This is a genomic window from Rhizobium sp. CFBP 8752, assembly GCF_014842035.1.
In the GTDB taxonomy this organism is placed as follows: Bacteria; Pseudomonadota; Alphaproteobacteria; order Rhizobiales; family Rhizobiaceae; genus Neorhizobium; species Neorhizobium soli.
Genome location: NZ_JACYUZ010000005.1, coordinates 133,949 through 151,678, shown reverse-complemented (window position 1 = coordinate 151,678; position 17,730 = coordinate 133,949). Strand labels below are relative to the sequence as shown.

At 57.4% G+C, this 17,730-nt stretch carries 14 protein-coding genes; 7 read left to right on the top strand and 7 right to left on the bottom strand.

All coding sequences use genetic code 11. The annotated features are described in order from the left end of the window. The first annotated feature begins 59 nt into the window (after positions 1 to 59). The 7 genes from IFT59_RS21145 to IFT59_RS21115 all read left to right on the top strand — a co-directional run bounded on the left by IFT59_RS21145 (position 60) and on the right by IFT59_RS21115 (position 9,628). The gene (locus IFT59_RS21145; RefSeq protein ID WP_249407684.1) at positions 60 to 1,871 is read left to right on the top strand and encodes an ABC transporter permease; all 1,812 of its coding nucleotides are present in this window, start codon (positions 60 to 62) and stop codon (positions 1,869 to 1,871) included. Continuing rightward, a complete protein-coding gene (locus IFT59_RS21140) occupies positions 1,871 to 2,971 on the top strand; it encodes an ABC transporter ATP-binding protein (RefSeq protein ID WP_113166041.1) in 1,101 nt (366 codons plus the stop codon). Before IFT59_RS21145 ends, IFT59_RS21140 begins: the two co-directional genes overlap by 1 nt. Positions 2,972 to 3,006: 35 nt before the next feature. After that, the gene (locus IFT59_RS21135; RefSeq protein WP_113166049.1) at positions 3,007 to 4,146 is read left to right on the top strand and encodes an ABC transporter substrate-binding protein; all 1,140 of its coding nucleotides are present in this window, start codon (positions 3,007 to 3,009) and stop codon (positions 4,144 to 4,146) included. Between the two features lie 331 nt (positions 4,147 to 4,477). Beyond that, positions 4,478 to 5,515 (top strand): extracellular solute-binding protein, encoded by a 1,038-nt coding sequence (locus tag IFT59_RS21130; protein ID WP_113166040.1) that lies wholly within the window; start codon positions 4,478 to 4,480, stop codon positions 5,513 to 5,515. 27 nt (positions 5,516 to 5,542) lie between these two features. Further along, positions 5,543 to 6,628, top strand: coding sequence for an ABC transporter ATP-binding protein (locus IFT59_RS21125; RefSeq protein ID WP_113166039.1), 1,086 nt, complete (start codon positions 5,543 to 5,545; stop codon positions 6,626 to 6,628). After that, on the top strand, positions 6,625 to 8,277 hold the full coding sequence (locus IFT59_RS21120) for an ABC transporter permease (RefSeq protein ID WP_192088214.1): 1,653 nt from the start codon (positions 6,625 to 6,627) through the stop codon (positions 8,275 to 8,277). The genes IFT59_RS21125 and IFT59_RS21120 overlap by 4 nt, the downstream gene beginning before the upstream one ends. Positions 8,278 to 8,578: 301 nt before the next feature. Continuing rightward, positions 8,579 to 9,628: a YdcF family protein gene (locus tag IFT59_RS21115; protein WP_192088213.1), complete on the top strand. Its 1,050-nt coding sequence runs from the start codon at positions 8,579 to 8,581 to the stop codon at positions 9,626 to 9,628. 477 nt (positions 9,629 to 10,105) lie between these two features. Here IFT59_RS21115 and IFT59_RS21110 read toward each other — a convergent pair whose 3' ends face one another. Genes IFT59_RS21110 through IFT59_RS21080 form a run of 7 tightly spaced genes read right to left on the bottom strand, consistent with a single transcriptional unit; the run spans position 10,106 to position 17,693 of the window. Beyond that, positions 10,106 to 11,302, bottom strand: a complete 1,197-nt coding sequence (locus tag IFT59_RS21110; RefSeq protein WP_192088212.1) for a M20 metallopeptidase family protein — start codon at positions 11,300 to 11,302, stop codon at positions 10,106 to 10,108. Positions 11,303 to 11,332: 30 nt separating this feature from the next. Then, positions 11,333 to 12,349, bottom strand: a complete 1,017-nt coding sequence (locus IFT59_RS21105) for an ABC transporter ATP-binding protein (protein ID WP_192088211.1) — start codon at positions 12,347 to 12,349, stop codon at positions 11,333 to 11,335. After that, a complete protein-coding gene (locus IFT59_RS21100) occupies positions 12,349 to 13,326 on the bottom strand; it encodes an ABC transporter ATP-binding protein (protein ID WP_113166034.1) in 978 nt (325 codons plus the stop codon). Before IFT59_RS21100 ends, IFT59_RS21105 begins: the two co-directional genes overlap by 1 nt. After that, on the bottom strand, positions 13,326 to 14,237 hold the full coding sequence (locus IFT59_RS21095; protein WP_113166033.1) for an ABC transporter permease: 912 nt from the start codon (positions 14,235 to 14,237) through the stop codon (positions 13,326 to 13,328). Before IFT59_RS21095 ends, IFT59_RS21100 begins: the two co-directional genes overlap by 1 nt. A gap of 4 nt (positions 14,238 to 14,241) precedes the next feature. After that, a complete protein-coding gene (locus tag IFT59_RS21090) occupies positions 14,242 to 15,216 on the bottom strand; it encodes an ABC transporter permease (RefSeq protein ID WP_113166032.1) in 975 nt (324 codons plus the stop codon). Positions 15,217 to 15,231: 15 nt separating this feature from the next. Then, positions 15,232 to 16,842, bottom strand: a complete 1,611-nt coding sequence (ggt, locus tag IFT59_RS21085) for a gamma-glutamyltransferase (RefSeq protein WP_113166031.1) — start codon at positions 16,840 to 16,842, stop codon at positions 15,232 to 15,234. Next, positions 16,839 to 17,693 carry an alpha/beta hydrolase gene (locus IFT59_RS21080; protein ID WP_192088210.1) on the bottom strand — a complete coding sequence of 285 codons (855 nt, stop codon included), beginning with the start codon at positions 17,691 to 17,693 and terminating at the stop codon, positions 16,839 to 16,841. Before IFT59_RS21080 ends, ggt begins: the two co-directional genes overlap by 4 nt. Between the last annotated feature and the right edge of the window lie 37 nt (positions 17,694 to 17,730).

The window sequence follows — 17,730 nt, the reverse complement described above, 5'->3', positions numbered from 1 at the left end:
ACGCTGTTTAACCGAGTAGTGATCCCATGACGTTGCAAAGCACTTTGCCGGGGGGCCCCATGCGTCCTCAGCAAACTTCCGCCTTCAAAAGGCTTGCCTATCTAGCTCGCGTCAACTGCGCTGAGCCGACGCTGTTGCTGGCACTGGTGCTGCTAGCCGTGTTTAGCTATCTAATCCTCGCCCCCATTTTGCTGCTGCTGATGGATGCGGTTACAGTGCACTTCGCCGATCTTGCCCGCACGCGGCAACAGATAGGCGAGCTGACCTATTATTATCTGTACCGCGTCCTGATATCACCGATTTCGCGTGATCTCTTCTGGTGGCCTCTTGCCCATACGGCGATCATTTCCGCCGGCGCCATAATCATCGCTTTTTTCGTCGGAGCACCTATCGGCTGGCTTTTGAGCCGTACTGATTTGATCGGCAAAAAGTGGTTTGCGACCGCCCTACTCGTTCCCTACATGCTGCCATCCTGGACCTTCGCCCTTGCTTGGCTAACCTTATTCAAGAACCGCACCACCGGCGGCCAGCCCGGGTGGATGGAGACCTTCGGCTTCTCCCCGCCTGACTGGCTGGCTTATGGGGCGCTGCCGATCTCTCTCATCCTGGCTCTGCACTACGCCCCTTTCGTCATCCTGCTTTTCGGTAATGCGTTGAAACAGTTTGATACACAGCTCGAGGATTCTGCCCGGAGCCTCGGCGCCGGCCCGGTCGTCGTCGCTCGCCGCATCATCTTGCCCCTAATGATGCCGTCGCTGGTTTCGGCCGCAACGCTGATCTTTGCCAAATGCCTCGGCGATTTCGGTGTTGCCTATGTACTCGGCGTGCCGGTCGGCTTCGACGTGCTCGCCACCTCGCTGTTCCGCGCCATCTCGACCAGCCAGGCGGGCGCCTCTGCTGTGATTGCCGGCGTCATCGTGCTCCTCGGCACCCTATCAATCGTGATCGACATGCGACTGCTTAAAGATGCCAAGCGCTTCGTGACGATCGGGGCGAAGGGCGCCATGGTCCGCGAGACGTCACTCGGCAGATGGCGCATGCTGGCGTTCGTCTGGTCCTTGGCGATTTTCCTTATAAGCGCCGGAATACCGCTTTTCGCCTTGACCATGACCACCCTGATGCGGGTGCCAGGCTCGTTCAGCCTCGACAACTTCACCCTCGACTACTGGATCGGCTCCGACCTCGGAACAACCGCGCTACGTCAGGGCATCCTTCTGACCGGGGAATTCTGGATAGCGCTGTGGAACACTGTCTGGATGGTGGGACTTGCAGCCTTGGGGGCCGGCATGCTGGGTCTGCTAGTCGGCTACAGCGTGGTCCGCTCGCCGGTCCGTTTCGTCTCGGTGGCGTTGCGGCAGATCACCTTCCTGCCCTACCTGGTGCCCGGCATCGCCTTTGCCGCGGCTTACCTCTCCATGTTCGCCGTCGCCCGGCCGCCGCTGCCGGCGCTCTATGGTACGCCGATCATCCTGGTGCTTGCCATCCTTGCGGACCAGATGCCGTTTGCCTCGCGCGCCGGTATTTCCTCGATGATGCAGTTGGGGCGGGATCCGGAGGAAGCAGCTCAAGTGGTCGGCGCCGGCTGGTTCCGCCGCATGCGCTCCATCGTCCTGCCGATTCAGCGTGGCGCGCTGGTTTCGGCGATCCTGCTGCCGTTCATCTCCGGCATCAAAGGTCTCAGCCTCGTCGTCGTCCTTGCCGTTCCGGGCACGGACCTTTTGACCACCTACGCAATCCGCCTTGTCGATTACGGCTACAGCCAGGCGGCCAACGCCGTGGTGGTGATGCTCTGCATCGTCGCCTTTGCCGGCACGATGCTCGTCAAGATGATCGGCAAGAGCAATCTTTCAGACGGCATGGGAACCCAATAATGTCCAGCATCACCTTGGAAAACATCCGCAAGAGTTATGGCGGCAACGGCCCCGCTGCCATCAGCAACCTCAGCATGGAAATCGGCGCGTCGGAATTCCTCTGCCTGCTCGGCCCCTCCGGCTGCGGCAAAACGACGACACTGCGCATGATCGCCGGCCTCGAACACCCGACCGATGGTCGCATCCTGGTCGATGGCAAGGCGATCGTCTCCGTCGCAGACGGCATCTTCACCGTGCCGGAGAAGCGCAATATGGGTCTGGTATTCCAGAACTATGCGCTCTGGCCGCACATGACGATCCGCGAGAACGTTTCCTTCGGATTGACCTTGCGCAAGACGCCTGCCGCCGAGCGCGACGCCATCGTAAACCAGGTTATGACGAAACTGGGTATTGAAAGATACGCCGATCGCTATCCCGCGCAGCTTTCCGGCGGCCAGCAGCAACGCGTGGCACTGGCCCGTATGCTGGCGCTCAGCCCTTCCGTCATCTTGCTGGATGAGCCGCTCTCCAATCTTGACGCCAAGCTGAGGCTCGAAATGCGAGCGGAACTGAAGCGTATTCACGCCGAGGCCGGTTCGACCATCGTCTTCGTCACCCACGACCAATGGGAGGCAATGACACTCGCCACGACGATCGCAGTGATGAGCGAGGGCGCGCTGCAGCAGGTTGGCACGCCGGACGACATCTACGAGCGCCCGGCCAACCGCTTCGTCGCGGAATTCGTCGGCAGCCTGCCGATCAACATCATCGAGCGGGACCGGGGCGGGTCCGGTCCGTTGCACCGTTTCCTCGATCAGGTTCTCGCCCACCTCGGCATAGACGGCGCCGCCGTCGGTTCGGCCGGCATCCGTCCGGAAGCCACGCGGTTGGGGACGCTGTCGGCGCAAGAGGCCACCGGCTGCGCGGCGGGACAAGGAACCGTCGTCGATATAGTTCCGACCGGCGGAAGCTGGATCGTCGAACTAGACGTCGATGGCAGCCGCTTCATCGCCATCGCCACCGAGAACCCGCGCACGGCGGCGGGCCAGCGCACCCATTTCTGGGTTGAAAGACAGCACCTGCATCTCTTCGACCGGGACAAGAAGCGCATCGCCCTTTGATGGGAGATGCAAAGATCATCAACGTGGAGGAATACATGCCTAGAACACTGATCCATCTACTGGCGGGCGCGTCCGTTATGACCATCGGCCTGACGGCTGCCGCGGGGCAAGAAGCAAAGGACATCGGCATTGCCGACAGCGCCTACTCGTTGGAGGCGCTGATCAAAGCGGCTAAGAAGGAAGGGCCGATCACCGTCATCGACGCCACCGGCAAGATCGTCTCGATGGCCGAAAACTTTTCGCAAAAATACGGTCTGAAGGCGACCGGCGTCAAGATGAGCGGCCAGGACCAGGAACAGATCATCGCCCGTGAAGCAGCAGCAGGCAATGTACGCACCGACGTCTTCAACATGAGCAATTTGCCGTCGGTGGCGAGCCAGATCCTGCCCCAGGGTTTCGGGATCTCCTGGCTTGCGCCGGACCTCAAGGCTAAGATCCCGATGCAATACCAGAGCCCGGCGATTACCAGCAACAATCCATGGGTCTTCGCCTATAACACAAGCGTGCACGGCGAGACCTGCCCGGTCGACAATCTCTGGGCCTTGACCACACAGGAATGGAAAGGCCGCGTTGCCATTCCTGATCCGCTGCTGCGCAATGAGACCATGTTCTGGTTCAACCAGCTTGCGACCCACGAGGACGAGGCCATGCGCGAGGCCTATAAGGCCCAGTTCGGCGAGGAGTTGAAGACCAACGAGGCAAGTGCGACCGCCGAATGGGTCAAACGCCTGGCCCAGAACAAGCTGAAGGTTACCAAGAGTGATACCGATGTCGGGCCGATCGTCGGCGCTGCGGACGAAAAGCCCCCGATCGGCTTTCTTAGCGCCGCCATTTTTCGCGACGCCAAGAAGGATGGTTATGGCATGGGCATCTGCAAGGAAATGAAGCCTTGGGTCGGCCAACTCACCCCGCGAGTCGCGGTGATCGCTGCCGGCACGAAAAGCCCGAACACCGCCAAATTGTTTGTCCACTTCATGATGACCGAAGAAGGAATGGCACCGCAGCTGTCCGACGGCAAGATCTCAACCAACACGGACGCGAAAATGCCTGCAGACGAAGCATCCGGTATCGCCAACGTCATCGACCGCCTCTACGTCAACCATTCGGAAACGACGCCGGACGACTTCGCCAAGCTTCAGGACTGGCAGGATTTCTGGCTGACCAATTCGCGATAAAGGCTCCGCCCCACGTTGAAATACGTGGGGCTCGTTCTCAAGACTGCTGCTCATCGCCTAAGTAAGCAAGTGTCGGTCGTCTAGTAACGCCCGTTTTCTTGAAGAGTTTAGATGCATCTAATTTCTCGCGTTTAACTTGCGATGATCAGACGAAACCACGACTTGCTCCACTACCAACCGCCCACTATCGGCTTGACACAGTTAGATTTATGACAGTTTTATGACACATCTCACCCACCTAAATCAGAGATTTAGCTTGGGTGTGCATTTCCCGTTTAAAGAAGAAGAATGCTGCCACTAATGCCAATCGGCTGATAGAGAAGGAACCCAAATGCGTCATACCCACTTCCTCACCACAGCAGCACTCGCGATCGCAGCGTTTGCTACTGCGGTAATTCCGAACGCCTTAGCTCAAGAACAAGGCAAAATCGCCGGAACTACACTTGTCGTCTACACACCGAACGAACAAGGCATGCTGGATAGCCTCGTTCCGGTCTTCGAGGAGAAATCAGGCGTCGAAGTCCAAATAGTTACGGCGGGAACTGGAGAACTCTATCAACGAGTTCGCTCAGAGTCGGCAAATCCCCAGGGCGACGTCATGTTCGGCGGCGGTGCTGCGCAGGCAAACACCAATATCGAGCTTTGGGAAAAATACGTCTCGCCACAAGATAGCAACATGGTGGACGCAGGAAAAAACGCGACTGGATTCTTCACGCCGTACCAGGCGGATGGATCTAATCTTCTTGTAAATAAAGATGCGGCCAGCTCGGCAGGCCTTACAATTACAAGCTACGCCGACCTGCTAAAGCCAGAACTTAAGGGTAAGATTGCTTTCGGCGACCCGACCAGTTCGTCATCTGCATTTGCCCAGCTTACAAATATCTTGAAGGCTGTCGGAGGCGATTATGAATCTCAGCAAGGGTGGGATTTTGTTCGCAAGCTTGTCACTCAGCTCAACGGGATTACAATTAGCTCCTCAAGCCAAGTTGCGAAAGACGTGGCTGCCGGCGAATACGTTGTCGGCCTTACCTACGAACCGCTTTCACTAAATTTCGTGAACAGTGGCGCACCCGTTGAGATCGTTTATCCGAAAGAAGGTGCCGCTTTCTTGCCGGCCACGATCCAAGTCATCAAAGGTGGCCCAAACCAGCCTGCTGCCAAGGCCTTTGTCGACTTCGTCATTTCGGAAGAAGGTCAGACTCTCTTGGCCGAGAAAACCGCGGGCCGCCCGCTACGCAACGGAGTTACCAAACCCGGCCTGCCAGCTTTGGCCGACATTCCTACCATTCAGGAAGACGGCCCCTACGTCGCCAAACACCGCGGCGAAATCGTTGCGAAGTACAAAAAGGTTCTTGAGGAAGCGCTCTAACACCGGCTTTGGGTCAGGAACTGTATCATGACAAAAATTGCGCTGCGCTCCCTTCGCAAGGAGTACAATGGCCAGGTTGCTATTGAAGACCTCAGTCTCGAAATCGAAGATGGCGAATTTTTCACTTTGCTGGGTCCGTCCGGTTGTGGAAAGACTACGTTGCTAAGAATGATCGCTGGTTTCAATTCAATTGAGTCCGGAACGATTGCCTTCGACGGAGTTCCGGTCAACGACCAACCCCCTGCCGATAGAAACATTGGCATGGTTTTTCAAAATTACGCTCTCTTTCCGCACATGACCGCAGCCAAAAACGTTGTCTTCGGTTTAGAGACCCGCTCGGTCGGGCGTCCCGAAAGCGAGAGGCGTGTGCAGGAGGCGCTAGCTTCCGTTCATATGGATCACCTCAGAGATCGGCTTCCCGGACAAATGTCCGGGGGCCAGCAGCAGCGTGTCGCACTAGCCCGCGCTCTTGTCATCCAGCCTGCCGTTTTGTTGATGGACGAACCGCTTTCCAACCTTGACGCCAAGCTTCGCGTCGAGATGCGCGACACTATCAAAGACGCACAACGCAAAGCGGGCATCACAACGGTCTACGTCACACATGACCAGGAAGAGGCGATGGCGGTGTCAGACAGGATCGCTATTATGAACCTCGGCGTGGTGCAGCAAGTCGGGCCGCCTTCTGAAATTTATAGAAATCCGGCAAATCGCTTTGTTGCCGAATTTATAGGGAAGACCAACCTCTTACAGCGCGTCTTGACGCTGAAGGACGGCGCTTCTCACGTCGATATGGGTGATGGCGCCGTTATAGATGTATCTTCGGTTATAGATCCGACATTCAGCGGACCTGTTATCGTTTCTATTCGCCCAGAGGCTGTAGCAGCCGCTGCAGACGGTCTGAAGGCGGAGATCGTAGATGAGACATTCCTCGGGTCCCACTCGCAGGTTCGCGCGCAACTGAATAATGGCGAACTAGTCGAATTTCTGGAGTTCTCCCATCGCGCATCATTGTGGAGAAAAGGCGAGAAAGTCTCTCTCACGTTCAACTCTGAGATGCTTACCTTTTTCGATGCCTCGACCGGCCACTCTATTATGACTGGGGGCAGGACATGAGCGCGCGCCGGCAGCGTTTCGATGGATGGACTTCCATCGCCGTTGGTCTAACAACTGGCTATCTGCTGTTGGTGATCTGGCCACTGATACAAGTACTCATCAGCAGCGTCATGCGTGGAGACGAGTTCAGTCTCGAGGGCTTCAGAACGTTCTTCTCTTCCCGCCTGTACTATATGACGCTTTTGAACAGCGTTCTGGTTACGGTTTGCGTGACGGTGCTGGCTCTCGTCGTGGCCTTCCCGCTCGCTTATTTCATGGCGATGTATCGGGTGCGCGGAAACCGCACAATCCAGATCCTTATCCTGGCATCGATGATGTCACCGCCATTTATCGGTGCATACTCATGGATTCTGCTGTTGGGCAATAACGGCATGCTCTCGCGCGCTATGCAGACCATGTTCGGCATAAAGCCGCCAAGCATCTATGGATTTTCCGGTATTATACTCGTTTTGACACTGCAACTCGTTCCGCTCATTTTCACGTACCTGATGGGAGCCTGGCGAACGGTTGATGTCTCCGTTCTCGAAGCCGCAGAAAACCTTGGGGCGACTGGATGGCGTCGCATCCGCAAAGTGATCCTTCCGCTGCTATGGCCAACAGTGCTTGCTGGAAGTCTGCTCGTGTTTGTGAGGGCATTTGCGGATTTCGGAACGCCTATGCTCATTGGACAGGGCTTCCGCACCATTCCTGTTCTTATTTACACTTCCTTCGTCGGGGAAGTAAGTACCGACCATAACTTCGCGGCGGCAATCGCCGTCATTGTCATGGCTGTAACGCTAACGGTCTTCGTGGTTCAGAGATATTTTGTTGAACGCCGCACATTTACCATGACGGCAATGCGCCCTATCGAGCCACGCTCTTTAAATGGTTGGAGGCTGTGGGCAGTACATAGTTATGTGTACGGGTTTGTGACGCTTGCTCTCGCGCCTCTCGTTGTCGTCATTGTTAGTTCTTTCCGCAAAACGCTCTATGGCCAGTTCGTCAATGGCTACACGTTTGAAAACTACACGAAGTCTCAGCGCGATATAATTCGATATGTGACCAACACTTTCGGTATTGGCCTCGCCGCCCTCGCAATTCTTGTCGTGGTCGCCGTTTTGGTCGCGTATCTGACGGTGCGACGCAAAGGTGCTCTCAGCAGCGCGCTCGATACAATGACGATGGTGCCATACGTCGTACCTGGCCTCGTGATCGGCATTGCGCTTGTAGCAACGTTTAACGACGGAGCTTTACCGTTAACGGGCACCATCGCCATTATGATAATCGCACTCACAATCCGGCGGCTCCCTTATTCTGTGCGTTCAACTACTGCTTTGATGCATCAACTCAGCCCGACAGTTGAAGAAGCGGCTATTAGCCTCGGAGCCTCAAAATTTCGCACGTTCACACGGGTCATTATTCCAGCACTTGCGCCAGGGATACTATCAGGCGCCGTTCTTAGCTGGGTAACGATCATTACTGAGCTAAGTACGACGCTATTTTTGTATAATGTTTCGACCCAAACACTTTCGCTCGGGATCTACGCAGAGGTGATTAGAGGTCAGCTCGGGACTGCAGCAGCTCTCTCCACGCTACTACTTTGCCTAACCATTCTTTCTCTTATTCTGCTCATGCGGATGCCTGGAGGTCAGAAGGAACTACGGGTATAACAAGCAGGGCGCCCCTATAGTACGCGTCTGCACCCACATCGGGTACCAGACGCGTAAGGGGATATGTCGCTAATCACCTAACGCAATGTATGGACCGAAGGGCTTCCGCATCTTACTGAAAGCGCAACAACCTACGTGATGCGGAGCACGTCGAGATGCAAAGCTCGACCGCCTTTACAGGGACTCTATCCAGATAGACATAGCTTACCGCAGGAAGACGATAGCATGGCTCCGGGTAGCATCGCCGATATGAAGCGCAGTCTTCATTCGGGCTAAAAAATTGTCATAAAGGGAGCTCATCATGATCCAAAGAAGCATTTGCCTACTTGCTCTATTTACAGCTCTGAGCACATCACCCGCCCTCGGATTCGACCAGTCCAACGCAGGCCGCATCAAGGAACTCGTTGATACTGGTATGCGATATTACTGGACGGGGGGAGACGTCAAAAAGGCCGAGAGTGAAGTCTTCAAGGGCATAACGCTTCACGGAAAGTACGACGTTGTCGAGGCTGCCTTTGCCGAGGCTTCCAAGCTTGCACCGGAGCGTATGGACTTCCGTTACGCCATCGCGTCCACGCAAATCCTCCAGAAGAAGCTGGATGAAGCAGCGTTGACATACCAAGGCATCCTCGAGAAAAATCCTAATGCCTTCGAGGCGCAGGCATGGCTTGAGGCCATCGCCCATATCAAGCAGGACAAGGATAGTGCGGAACTCGCGCACACGGCGCTAGCCGGCATGGATATGGATCGGGCTGACGCCTACCGCAAACGTTTCCTAGCCGCCGAGAAGATCATGGCGAACACCCTGAATTTCGATGTACGAACCATCACCGGCAAGGTCGTCATCCTGACGCTCGGCTACGCCCTCGGAGATGGTGGCATCATGCAACAGCCCTTGCTTGACAGGCTTGATGTTACGCTCAAGGCGGCACTAGCCAATCCGGAGGCCATGATATTGGTATCCGGCGGCGTCCCGAAAAGCGGCGTAACCGAGGGTGATCTCATGATGAAGTGGCTCGTGGAGAAAGGGATCGACCGCGGCCGTATCCTCATTGAGGACAAGTCGAGAGACACGATAGGCAATGTCCTCAACGCCGCGACGTTGTTGACTCGCCACCAGGCAGACACCGTACTGCTCATTACTAGTTCTAGCCACATGCGGCGGGCTCACACGTTGCTAGAAGAAGCACTGGCTCAGAAGGACTTGCGCACTGTCGTCACCCCACTGAATGCGCTTGATGCAGACAACGCTGCCGAGGCTGCGAAGGTTACCGAAGCAGAAAGAATGACGATCTACAGAGATCTGATGCGTGTATCCGGCATTTGGGCCTATCCAGGGCTGCAACAGTGAATGAACTCATGGCCGCTATGTCCCGATGACTGTTCGTTGACAACCCGACCTGTCTACCAGGATCTGCATGATCGCAGTTTCAGTGCGGGGATGCGCCTACCGTGCTAACCCGGACACTGGGCGTCAAAGCGTCGAAGGCTCGCCTTGGACCAATACGAACCATGGACACGTGGTCCGGTGCAAGTAAGCAGATAATTTACGGCTCTTTTCGACGTTCTAAGTTCATTGCGGCATAAGCTACTAGCTGGGAATTCATTTTGCTCGGGCATTTATGAAATGCTCCTTGTTGCACCAACGCGCAATCAGGATATCCAGGGGTGTCCAAAGTGATGCGTGACGTAAACTGTGCCTGATCGCACGGGCTCGCTAAAGCTACAAAATACGAAAGAAGTTGCAGACCGGGTCATACCTGGAAAAGAGCGAGGTTACTGATCGAAGCCGGTGAGTGAGGTATTCTGCACACCTCTTGTTGGAATTTCAGCTCAGCACATCGACTACGGTTCTGGCGAGAGCCATCGTACCGAACGCAATCGAGCGCTCGTCGGGCTGATAGTTTGGACTGTGCACCGTGTCCTTCCGGCCCGGCTGCGATGAGCCCACGAGCAAGCGGAATGACGGCACCATTGCGGCCATGAGCGCGAAATCCTCGCCTCCCATGCTTGGCTCAAACTCTATGGAGACGTCTCCCAGCTGTGCGGCGATCGCTTCGACCGTTTTCGTCAGCATGCCTTCATCATTGAAGATTGGGGGCGTTCCACGGGTGTAGGTCAGGTCGCAGGTCGCCCTGAATGCCAGTGCCACACCGTCGCACAGACGCTGCAAACCGATTTCCGCAGCATCGCGCGCCTCGGGCTGGCGGCTGCGCACGGTCCCCTTCAGTTCGCAAATTTCCGGTATGATGTTTCGCGCCTCACCGGCATGAATAGAGCCGACTGTCACCACGCAGGCGTCAAGCGCTCGCACATCTCTGGAAACGATTGTCTGTATCTGACCGACCAAATGGGCGGCAATGACAATTGGATCGACGGCAGCATAGGGCCGAGCCGCGTGCCCACCTTTGCCGCGCACGACGATGTCGAACGAATCTACCGACGACGTGGCGTATCCATGCACGATGCCGAATTTGCCGACTGGCAGTTCCGGACGGTTGTGAAGGCTGAGCGCCATGTCGACGCCCTCCATTACGCCATCGGCAATCATTTCCTTGGCGCCACCGATCGCCTCCTCTGCAGGTTGGAACACCAGCCGGACATCCCCGCAAAGGCGATCTTCCAGCTGCTTCAAAACCCCGCCCACTGCCAAGACGGTAGCGGTATGGAGGTCATGACCGCAGGCATGCATCCGGTTCGGGATCTTGCTGGCATAGGCAAGCCCGGTCTCTTCCTGCATGGGCAGAGCGTCCATATCTCCCCGGATCAACAGTGTCGGACCTGGCCGTTTGCCCCTGATATGCCCAACAACGCCGGTTCGCCCTATGCCTGTCGTATGTTCAATACCCAGTTCTGTCAGCGTACGGGCCACAAGTGCTGCCGTGCGGACTTCCTCGAAAGCTATCTCGGGATATTCGTGGAGCTGCCGGCGAATCTGGACAAACCGCTGCTCATCTTGTTTCACCAAGTCAGCGATGAGAGCGCCTATGTCGTTGATGCCCGACGTAGAGGATTGTTCAGTCATAGTCTGATTTCCTGATAGATGTGGTAAGGGTCAGTCGTTGAGGTGACAGGCCGAAAAATGACCGGGACCGACTTCCTTTTTGAGCGGGATCTCAACCCGACAGCGGTCCATTGCGAACGGACAGCGCGGATGGAAATGACAACCGTTTGGCGGATTGAGTGGGCTTGGCAGCTCGCCCTCGACCGCCTTGAACCGTCGCTTGCCGGGTTCGATACGCGGGACCTCCGCAAGCAGCGCCTGAGTGTAGGGATGGTTGGGTCGGCGAAATACCTCCTCAACTGGCGCTTCCTCGACGATACGCCCAAGATACATGATCGCCACGCGATCCGAGATGTGCTCGACGACCCCGAGATCGTGGCTGACGAACAGATAGGTCAGGCCGAGCCGGTCGCGCAGGTCCATGAACAGGTTTATGACCTGCGCCTGGATCGAAACGTCCAGCGCAGCGACGCTCTCGTCGCAGACGATGAACTCCGGCTGCACGGCCAGCGCCCGGGCGATGTTGACGCGCTGTCGCTGACCGCCGGAGAACTGGTGCGGATAACGGCTTTTCATCGTCGGATCAAAACCGGCCAAAGTCAGATAGCGGTCGATATAGTCGGCGCGCTGTCCCTTCGGGATAAGCCCATGCGTCCTTGGCGCCTCGGAGACAAGCTCTTCCACCGTCATGCGGGGGTTGAGCGCCGCCATCGGGTTTTGAAAAATCATCTGGGTGGCAAGGCCCGCGATATGCTGTTGGCTCGATGTCATCTTCGCGCGATCGACGCCATTCCATGCCACTTCACCGTCGCTTGGCGGGATAATACCGGCGATAACGCGGCCGAGCGTCGACTTGCCGCAGCCGCTTTCGCCAACCAGGCCGACGACCTCGCCACGGCGGATCGTCAAACTGACATCGTCGAGGGCATGGACGATCGGCGATGGCTTGGCGATGCGCAGCTTCAAAGCGATCTTTTCGGCCAGGTCAGGCTTGGAGCCGAAACGGCGGGACACGTGGCGGGCTTCGATCAAGGGAGTTTCGATCAGGGGGGCTTGTATATCGGTCATCAGGCTTCAGCCTTCCTGTAGGGATGGATGCAGCGGAAGGCGCGGTTGTCTTCGGGGATGAGCGGCGGCATGATCAGACAGCCCTCGGATACGCGTTCACACCGGGTCTGGAAACTACAGCCCTTCGGCAGCCGGGTGATCGACGGCGTCATTCCGGGGATTTGCCGCAAAGGCTCGCCACGACGGTTTTCCGACGGAACCGATGCGATCAGGCCGCGGGTATAGGGATGTCGCGGGTCCCCCAGCACTTCCATCACCGTGCCGGTCTCGACGAGCCGGCCGGCATACATCACAGCTATGTCGTCCGCGAGCCGCGAGACGATTGCGAGGTCGTGGGTGATCCAAATGACCGCCGTATTCGACTGTTCAGCAAGCTTCTGGAATTCCGAGATGATCTGGCTCTGGATGGTGACGTCCAGAGCTGTCGTAGGTTCGTCGGCGATGATCAGGTCCGGCTGGTGCAGGACGGCGATGGCAATCGCCACACGCTGGCGCATACCGCCTGAAAACTGATGCGGGAAAGCGGAAAGCCGCTCTTCCGGGCTCGGGATACCGACGAGCCCAAGTGCGTCTCGGGCACGCTGGCGAGCGACATCCTTGGAGACGTCATCATGCGCGCGAACCGCCTCGATCATCTGGGTGCCAATGGTCAGCACCGGGTTCAGGGTCATCATCGGATCTTGGAAAACCATGGCGATGCGCTTGCCGCGCAGGCGCCGCATGCCTTCGTCCGAGACCTTCGCCAGGTCTTGGCCATCGAACATGATCTGGCCTGATGCCACCCTGCCCGGCTTGTCCAGGAGCCTCATGATCGAAAACCCGGTAACGGATTTGCCGGAGCCAGATTCTCCGACCAGTCCCAGCACCCGTCCGCGCTGCAGGCTGAAAGAGACGTCGTTGACCGCCCGCAGGCCAGGGCTTTTTGGGGATCTACCGAATTCGGTGACCAGATTGCTGACTTCAAGAAGAGCTGTCATCAGACATTCCTCGGGTTGAGCACATCACGCAGCCTGTCGCCGACGAGATTGATGGAGACGATGGTGACGAGCAGTGCGATGCCGGGGAAGAAACTGATCCAGTAAAGACCGGTCAGGAGATATTGGTAGCCGGTGGAGATCAGCATGCCCAAAGACGGTTCGGTGACCGAAGCTCCAAGGCCAAGGAAGGACAGTGTCGCCTCAAGTCCGATGGCGCGTGCCACCTGCATGGTACCGATGACGATCACCGGCGCGAGACAGTTGGGCAGCAAGTGTTTGAAGAGGATGCGCCAGCCCGGCAGCCGCAAAGTCCTTGCCGCCTCAATATACTCCTTCTCCCGCTCGACCAGTGCCGCAGCGCGCACGGTGCGGGCATAGGTGGCCCACTCGGCGATGATCAGCGCGATGATGACGTTGGTGACACCCTTGCCGAGCACCGCCAGCATCATCAATGCCATCAAAATGGTCGGAAAGGACAGCTGGAGATCGACCAGCCGCATCATGAACGTCTCTGTGCGGCCTCCGACATAGGCAGCGAACAGACCGGCGGATGTGCCGATCACCGCTGCAGCAATAGCCGACAGGACGCCGACCGCGAGCGAGGTCCGCAGGCCGTACAGAATGCCCGAAAGAATGTCGCGACCTTGGCTGTCTGTTCCGAGATGATAGGTCAGCCCCGTCATCGATTCCGACCCCGGTGGCAAGCGGCCATCCATGATATCAAGCTGCATCAGGTCATATGGATTCTGCGGCGAGATCAGCGGCGCGAGCAAGGCAAGACAGATGATGACCAAGAGTACCGTGAGGCCGGCGACCGCACCGGGGGAGCGCATGAAATCGCGCAGCTGCCGACGCAGGCGGCTTGGTTCTGGTGGGATGCTGGAGGTTTCTGGAGTGGGGGCTTCGATCATGACTTTAAGCCTTGGAGTCGAGCCGGACACGAGGGTCCAGCAGCGTGTAGCAGACGTCGATCAGGAAGTTCAAAACGACGAATAGCAGGACCATCATCATCAGGTAGGCGACGATAACGGGACGATCGAGCAGGTTGATCGAGTCAATAATCAGCTTGCCCATGCCCGGCCAGGCAAAGATGCTCTCGGTCACGACGGAAAATGCGATTAGTGAGCCGAATTCCAGGCCGATGATGGTGACAACCGGGATCATCAGGTTCTTGAGCACATGCACAAAAATCACCCGCCGCTCGCGCAGTCCCTTTGCACGGGCAAATTTAACGTAATCTTGCGGCAGCACTTCCTGCACGCCGGCACGGGTCAACCGCAGGATCAGCGAAGTCTTGAAGAGTGCAAGGTTGAGCGCCGGCAGCATCAGATGCCAGAGGCCGTTCTGGGTCAGGAACGACCATTGTACGCCCAGCAACTCGCGTGTCGGGCCTCGACCATTGGTCGGCAGCCAGCCGAGTTCGACCGAAAACACCATGATCAGCATCAGCCCGACCCAGAATGTCGGCAGCGAGAAGCCGAGGATCGAGCCGGTCATAATAACACGCGACGAGATCCGGTTGGGGTAGAGACCGGCATAGAGGCCGAGCGGCAAGCCGACGACAAGTGCCAGCCCGAGCGCTGTTACCGCCAGTTCCAAAGTTGCCGGCAGGCGTTCGAGGATCAGGCCGAGAGCCGGTCGCCCATAGACGAAGCTGTCGCCGAAGTTACCCTGAGCGAGGCCTTGCAGGAACAGAAAATATTGCTTCCATAGAGGCTGATCGAGCCCGTAGTGGGCAATGACCCTCGCCCGTTCAACCTGATTGGCATCAGGGTTGATAAGGATATCGACTGGGTTTCCAATGACGTTCACACCGACAAATACGATCACCGTCATCGCAAGGACGACGAAGAGCGCTTGGATCAGTCTTCTGATGATAGACGTAACCATGAAGCAGTTCCTTTATCAGTCGACGGACAGCGACAGTCCATCGCGCTGTGGATCGGCCGCGCCCCTCGACACACCGTCTTCGATCTTGATGGCATGGACAGCGGCAAAAGCATAAGTCTGCGGCGTTCGCGCCACATCGTATCCCTCGCTGCGCAGTTCTTTCTCCACCGAACGACGAATGCGGTTAGAGATATCGATCTTGTTAGACACTCCGACAACGCGCGGAGCGGCGACCGCTTCAAGCACCGGCATGTCGAAATCGATCATGTTCATCAGTGACTGGGCAATTGCCGGGGCTATGTAGCTGCCACCCGGCGCACCGACGACGATGTACGGCTGCTCGTCCTTGAAGACAATTGTCGGTGCCGCGGAACTTGGCCGGCGCTTGCCGGGAGCAATCGAACCCGGCTTGCCTGGGAACGGATTGAACCGGCTCATGGTGCCGTTGTACATGAAGCCGAGACCGTCGGTGATAGCGCCGGACGGGCTGCCAAGCGTATGGGTCATCGCCACCGCATTGCCATGCTTGTCGATCACTGAGATATGCGTGGTGTCGCGCTGCGAGCGGTCCAGGCGAGAAACGGCGACACGTTCGCCGGCCTTGATCGAAGCCGCATGGGCGGCAGCATATTCTTTGGAAAGCAGCTTTTCGAACGGCACGTCGACATAGGTCGGGTCGCCCATATGCGCATCCTTGTCGATCGTCATGCGCTTCATCGCTTCGAACAGCGTGCGGACATGCTCCGTCCCCGAATGCTGCATGGCGCCAATGTCGAAATTCTCTAGGATGAGAAGGAGTTCGAGCATTGGAAACCCGGAGCCAGGTGGTGGCGAAGTTGCGATGCGATGTCCCCGATACTCGCCCCAGATCGGGGCCACCTTCGAAAGTTCGTATTTTGCCAGGTCATTCAGCCCAATGAGACCGCCGTTGGAAGCAAAGTCGGCAGCGATCTGCTGCGCGATCTCACCATGATAGAAAATGTCCGAACCACCACTTCTGGCAATACGCTCCAACGTGTCTGCCATGTCCCGGTTGACCAATGTCTCGCCCACATCGCGTAGCGAGCCGTCTTCCCGGAAATAGACATTACGCCCCGTTGCCGAGTATCGGAGCTTGTCCTGAGTATTAGCAAAGCCATCGTTGGACTGATCCTTCGACCAATACCAATGCATGTGACTGCGGATCATGAAGCCGTTGCGGGCGTAGTCGATAGCCGGCGCCATCAGGTCGGCCCAATCGAAGGTGCCGTAGTCGCGTAGCGCAGTTTCATAGCCCTTCAGCGAACCCGGCGTGCAAACGGCAAGGTAGCCGATGTCAGAGATGTTGCCGTCGAGGATATAGCCGAACCCATCTCGGCTCTCGCCCTTGACCCTTTCCACCCACATGTCAGGTGTCGCGGCCAGCGGTGCACGCGCATAGAACTCGAGGATATCGTGTACGCCCTTGCCGGGCATATAGACATGCATCGAGCCGAAACCACCGATACCCGACATCTGCGGATCGACGACGCCCTGCACGAATGCGCAGGCCAGCGCTGCATCGATGGCGTTGCCGCCGCGCTCGAGAACCGCAGCACCAGCCTCTACGGCCTCCGGTTGCGGCGCGACGATCGTTGCATTCTTCATTTCATGCGTCTTTCATTCAAAATCTTGGCAAGGAAGGCTTTGACGTGGCCGAGAACCTTGATGCGGTCGTGTGACACACCGGCGACCTTGTCGAAGGTTACATCGACGCCAGCCGCGCGGAACGAATCGGCAAGTGCTTCGAGGCGCGCAGGACGGTTTTCACCGGCGTCATTGGCGCCTTCCATGTAATATTTGCTGCCAGACTTGTGGGTGATTTCCCAGGTTTCGAGATCGGCATCTCCAACCACCATATGCACGGGCACTCTGGATAGCGCTTCGGCGTCAAAAGCCTTGCCGAAACGAACCTCGAGGTCCCGCACGCCAACCCACCAGTCACGCTCGGGGTCGAGCAGCGTCACCGAACCTGGTGCGCCGACGGATGCAGCCCAAAGCCGCTCGGGATGCAGGATCGCGAAACGATGCGCGAAGTGGCCGCCTCCTGAAAATCCAAAAATTGCGAACTTCGACCAGTCCTGATCGTATTTCGCAGCCATTTCCTCGACCATTGAAAGCACGATCCGGTCGTAGCGGATGTCGCCCTCTTCCATAAACTTGTAGCCGGATCGGGCACCGTCGCCCAGAACGTTCATCGGGAAGATCGGACAGAGGATGGCACAGTCGTTGTAAAGCCCGAACTCAGCAAAGCCGTCGCGGAAATCGATTGCCGAGGTGCGGCCTGTGCCATGCACGGCGACCAGCAGGTCGATCCTTCGCCCATCCGCCGCTGTCGGCGGGACATAAAGCAGCATATGAAGGCGGGGATCCGCTGTCGACGCGAAGATTGCCGTCTGACCGTAGTCGTAGATCTCCCGCGCACGGGCGGCAGCGCCGCTCGTTCCAAGTTCCTGCATCGTTATCTCCTGAAATTTGCTTGGCGGGTGGCCCGAG

Coding starts and splice junctions, on each gene's coding strand:
- IFT59_RS21145 (WP_249407684.1), top strand. CDS start 60: ATGCGTCCTCAGCAAACTTCCGCCTTCAAAAGGCTTGCCTATCTAGCT.
- IFT59_RS21140 (WP_113166041.1), top strand. CDS start 1,871: ATGTCCAGCATCACCTTGGAAAACATCCGCAAGAGTTATGGCGGCAAC.
- IFT59_RS21135 (WP_113166049.1), top strand. CDS start 3,007: ATGCCTAGAACACTGATCCATCTACTGGCGGGCGCGTCCGTTATGACC.
- IFT59_RS21130 (WP_113166040.1), top strand. CDS start 4,478: ATGCGTCATACCCACTTCCTCACCACAGCAGCACTCGCGATCGCAGCG.
- IFT59_RS21125 (WP_113166039.1), top strand. CDS start 5,543: ATGACAAAAATTGCGCTGCGCTCCCTTCGCAAGGAGTACAATGGCCAG.
- IFT59_RS21120 (WP_192088214.1), top strand. CDS start 6,625: ATGAGCGCGCGCCGGCAGCGTTTCGATGGATGGACTTCCATCGCCGTT.
- IFT59_RS21115 (WP_192088213.1), top strand. CDS start 8,579: ATGATCCAAAGAAGCATTTGCCTACTTGCTCTATTTACAGCTCTGAGC.
- IFT59_RS21110 (WP_192088212.1), bottom strand. CDS start 11,302: ATGACTGAACAATCCTCTACGTCGGGCATCAACGACATAGGCGCTCTC.
- IFT59_RS21105 (WP_192088211.1), bottom strand. CDS start 12,349: ATGACCGATATACAAGCCCCCCTGATCGAAACTCCCTTGATCGAAGCC.
- IFT59_RS21100 (WP_113166034.1), bottom strand. CDS start 13,326: ATGACAGCTCTTCTTGAAGTCAGCAATCTGGTCACCGAATTCGGTAGA.
- IFT59_RS21095 (WP_113166033.1), bottom strand. CDS start 14,237: ATGATCGAAGCCCCCACTCCAGAAACCTCCAGCATCCCACCAGAACCA.
- IFT59_RS21090 (WP_113166032.1), bottom strand. CDS start 15,216: ATGGTTACGTCTATCATCAGAAGACTGATCCAAGCGCTCTTCGTCGTC.
- ggt (WP_113166031.1), bottom strand. CDS start 16,842: ATGAAGAATGCAACGATCGTCGCGCCGCAACCGGAGGCCGTAGAGGCT.
- IFT59_RS21080 (WP_192088210.1), bottom strand. CDS start 17,693: ATGCAGGAACTTGGAACGAGCGGCGCTGCCGCCCGTGCGCGGGAGATC.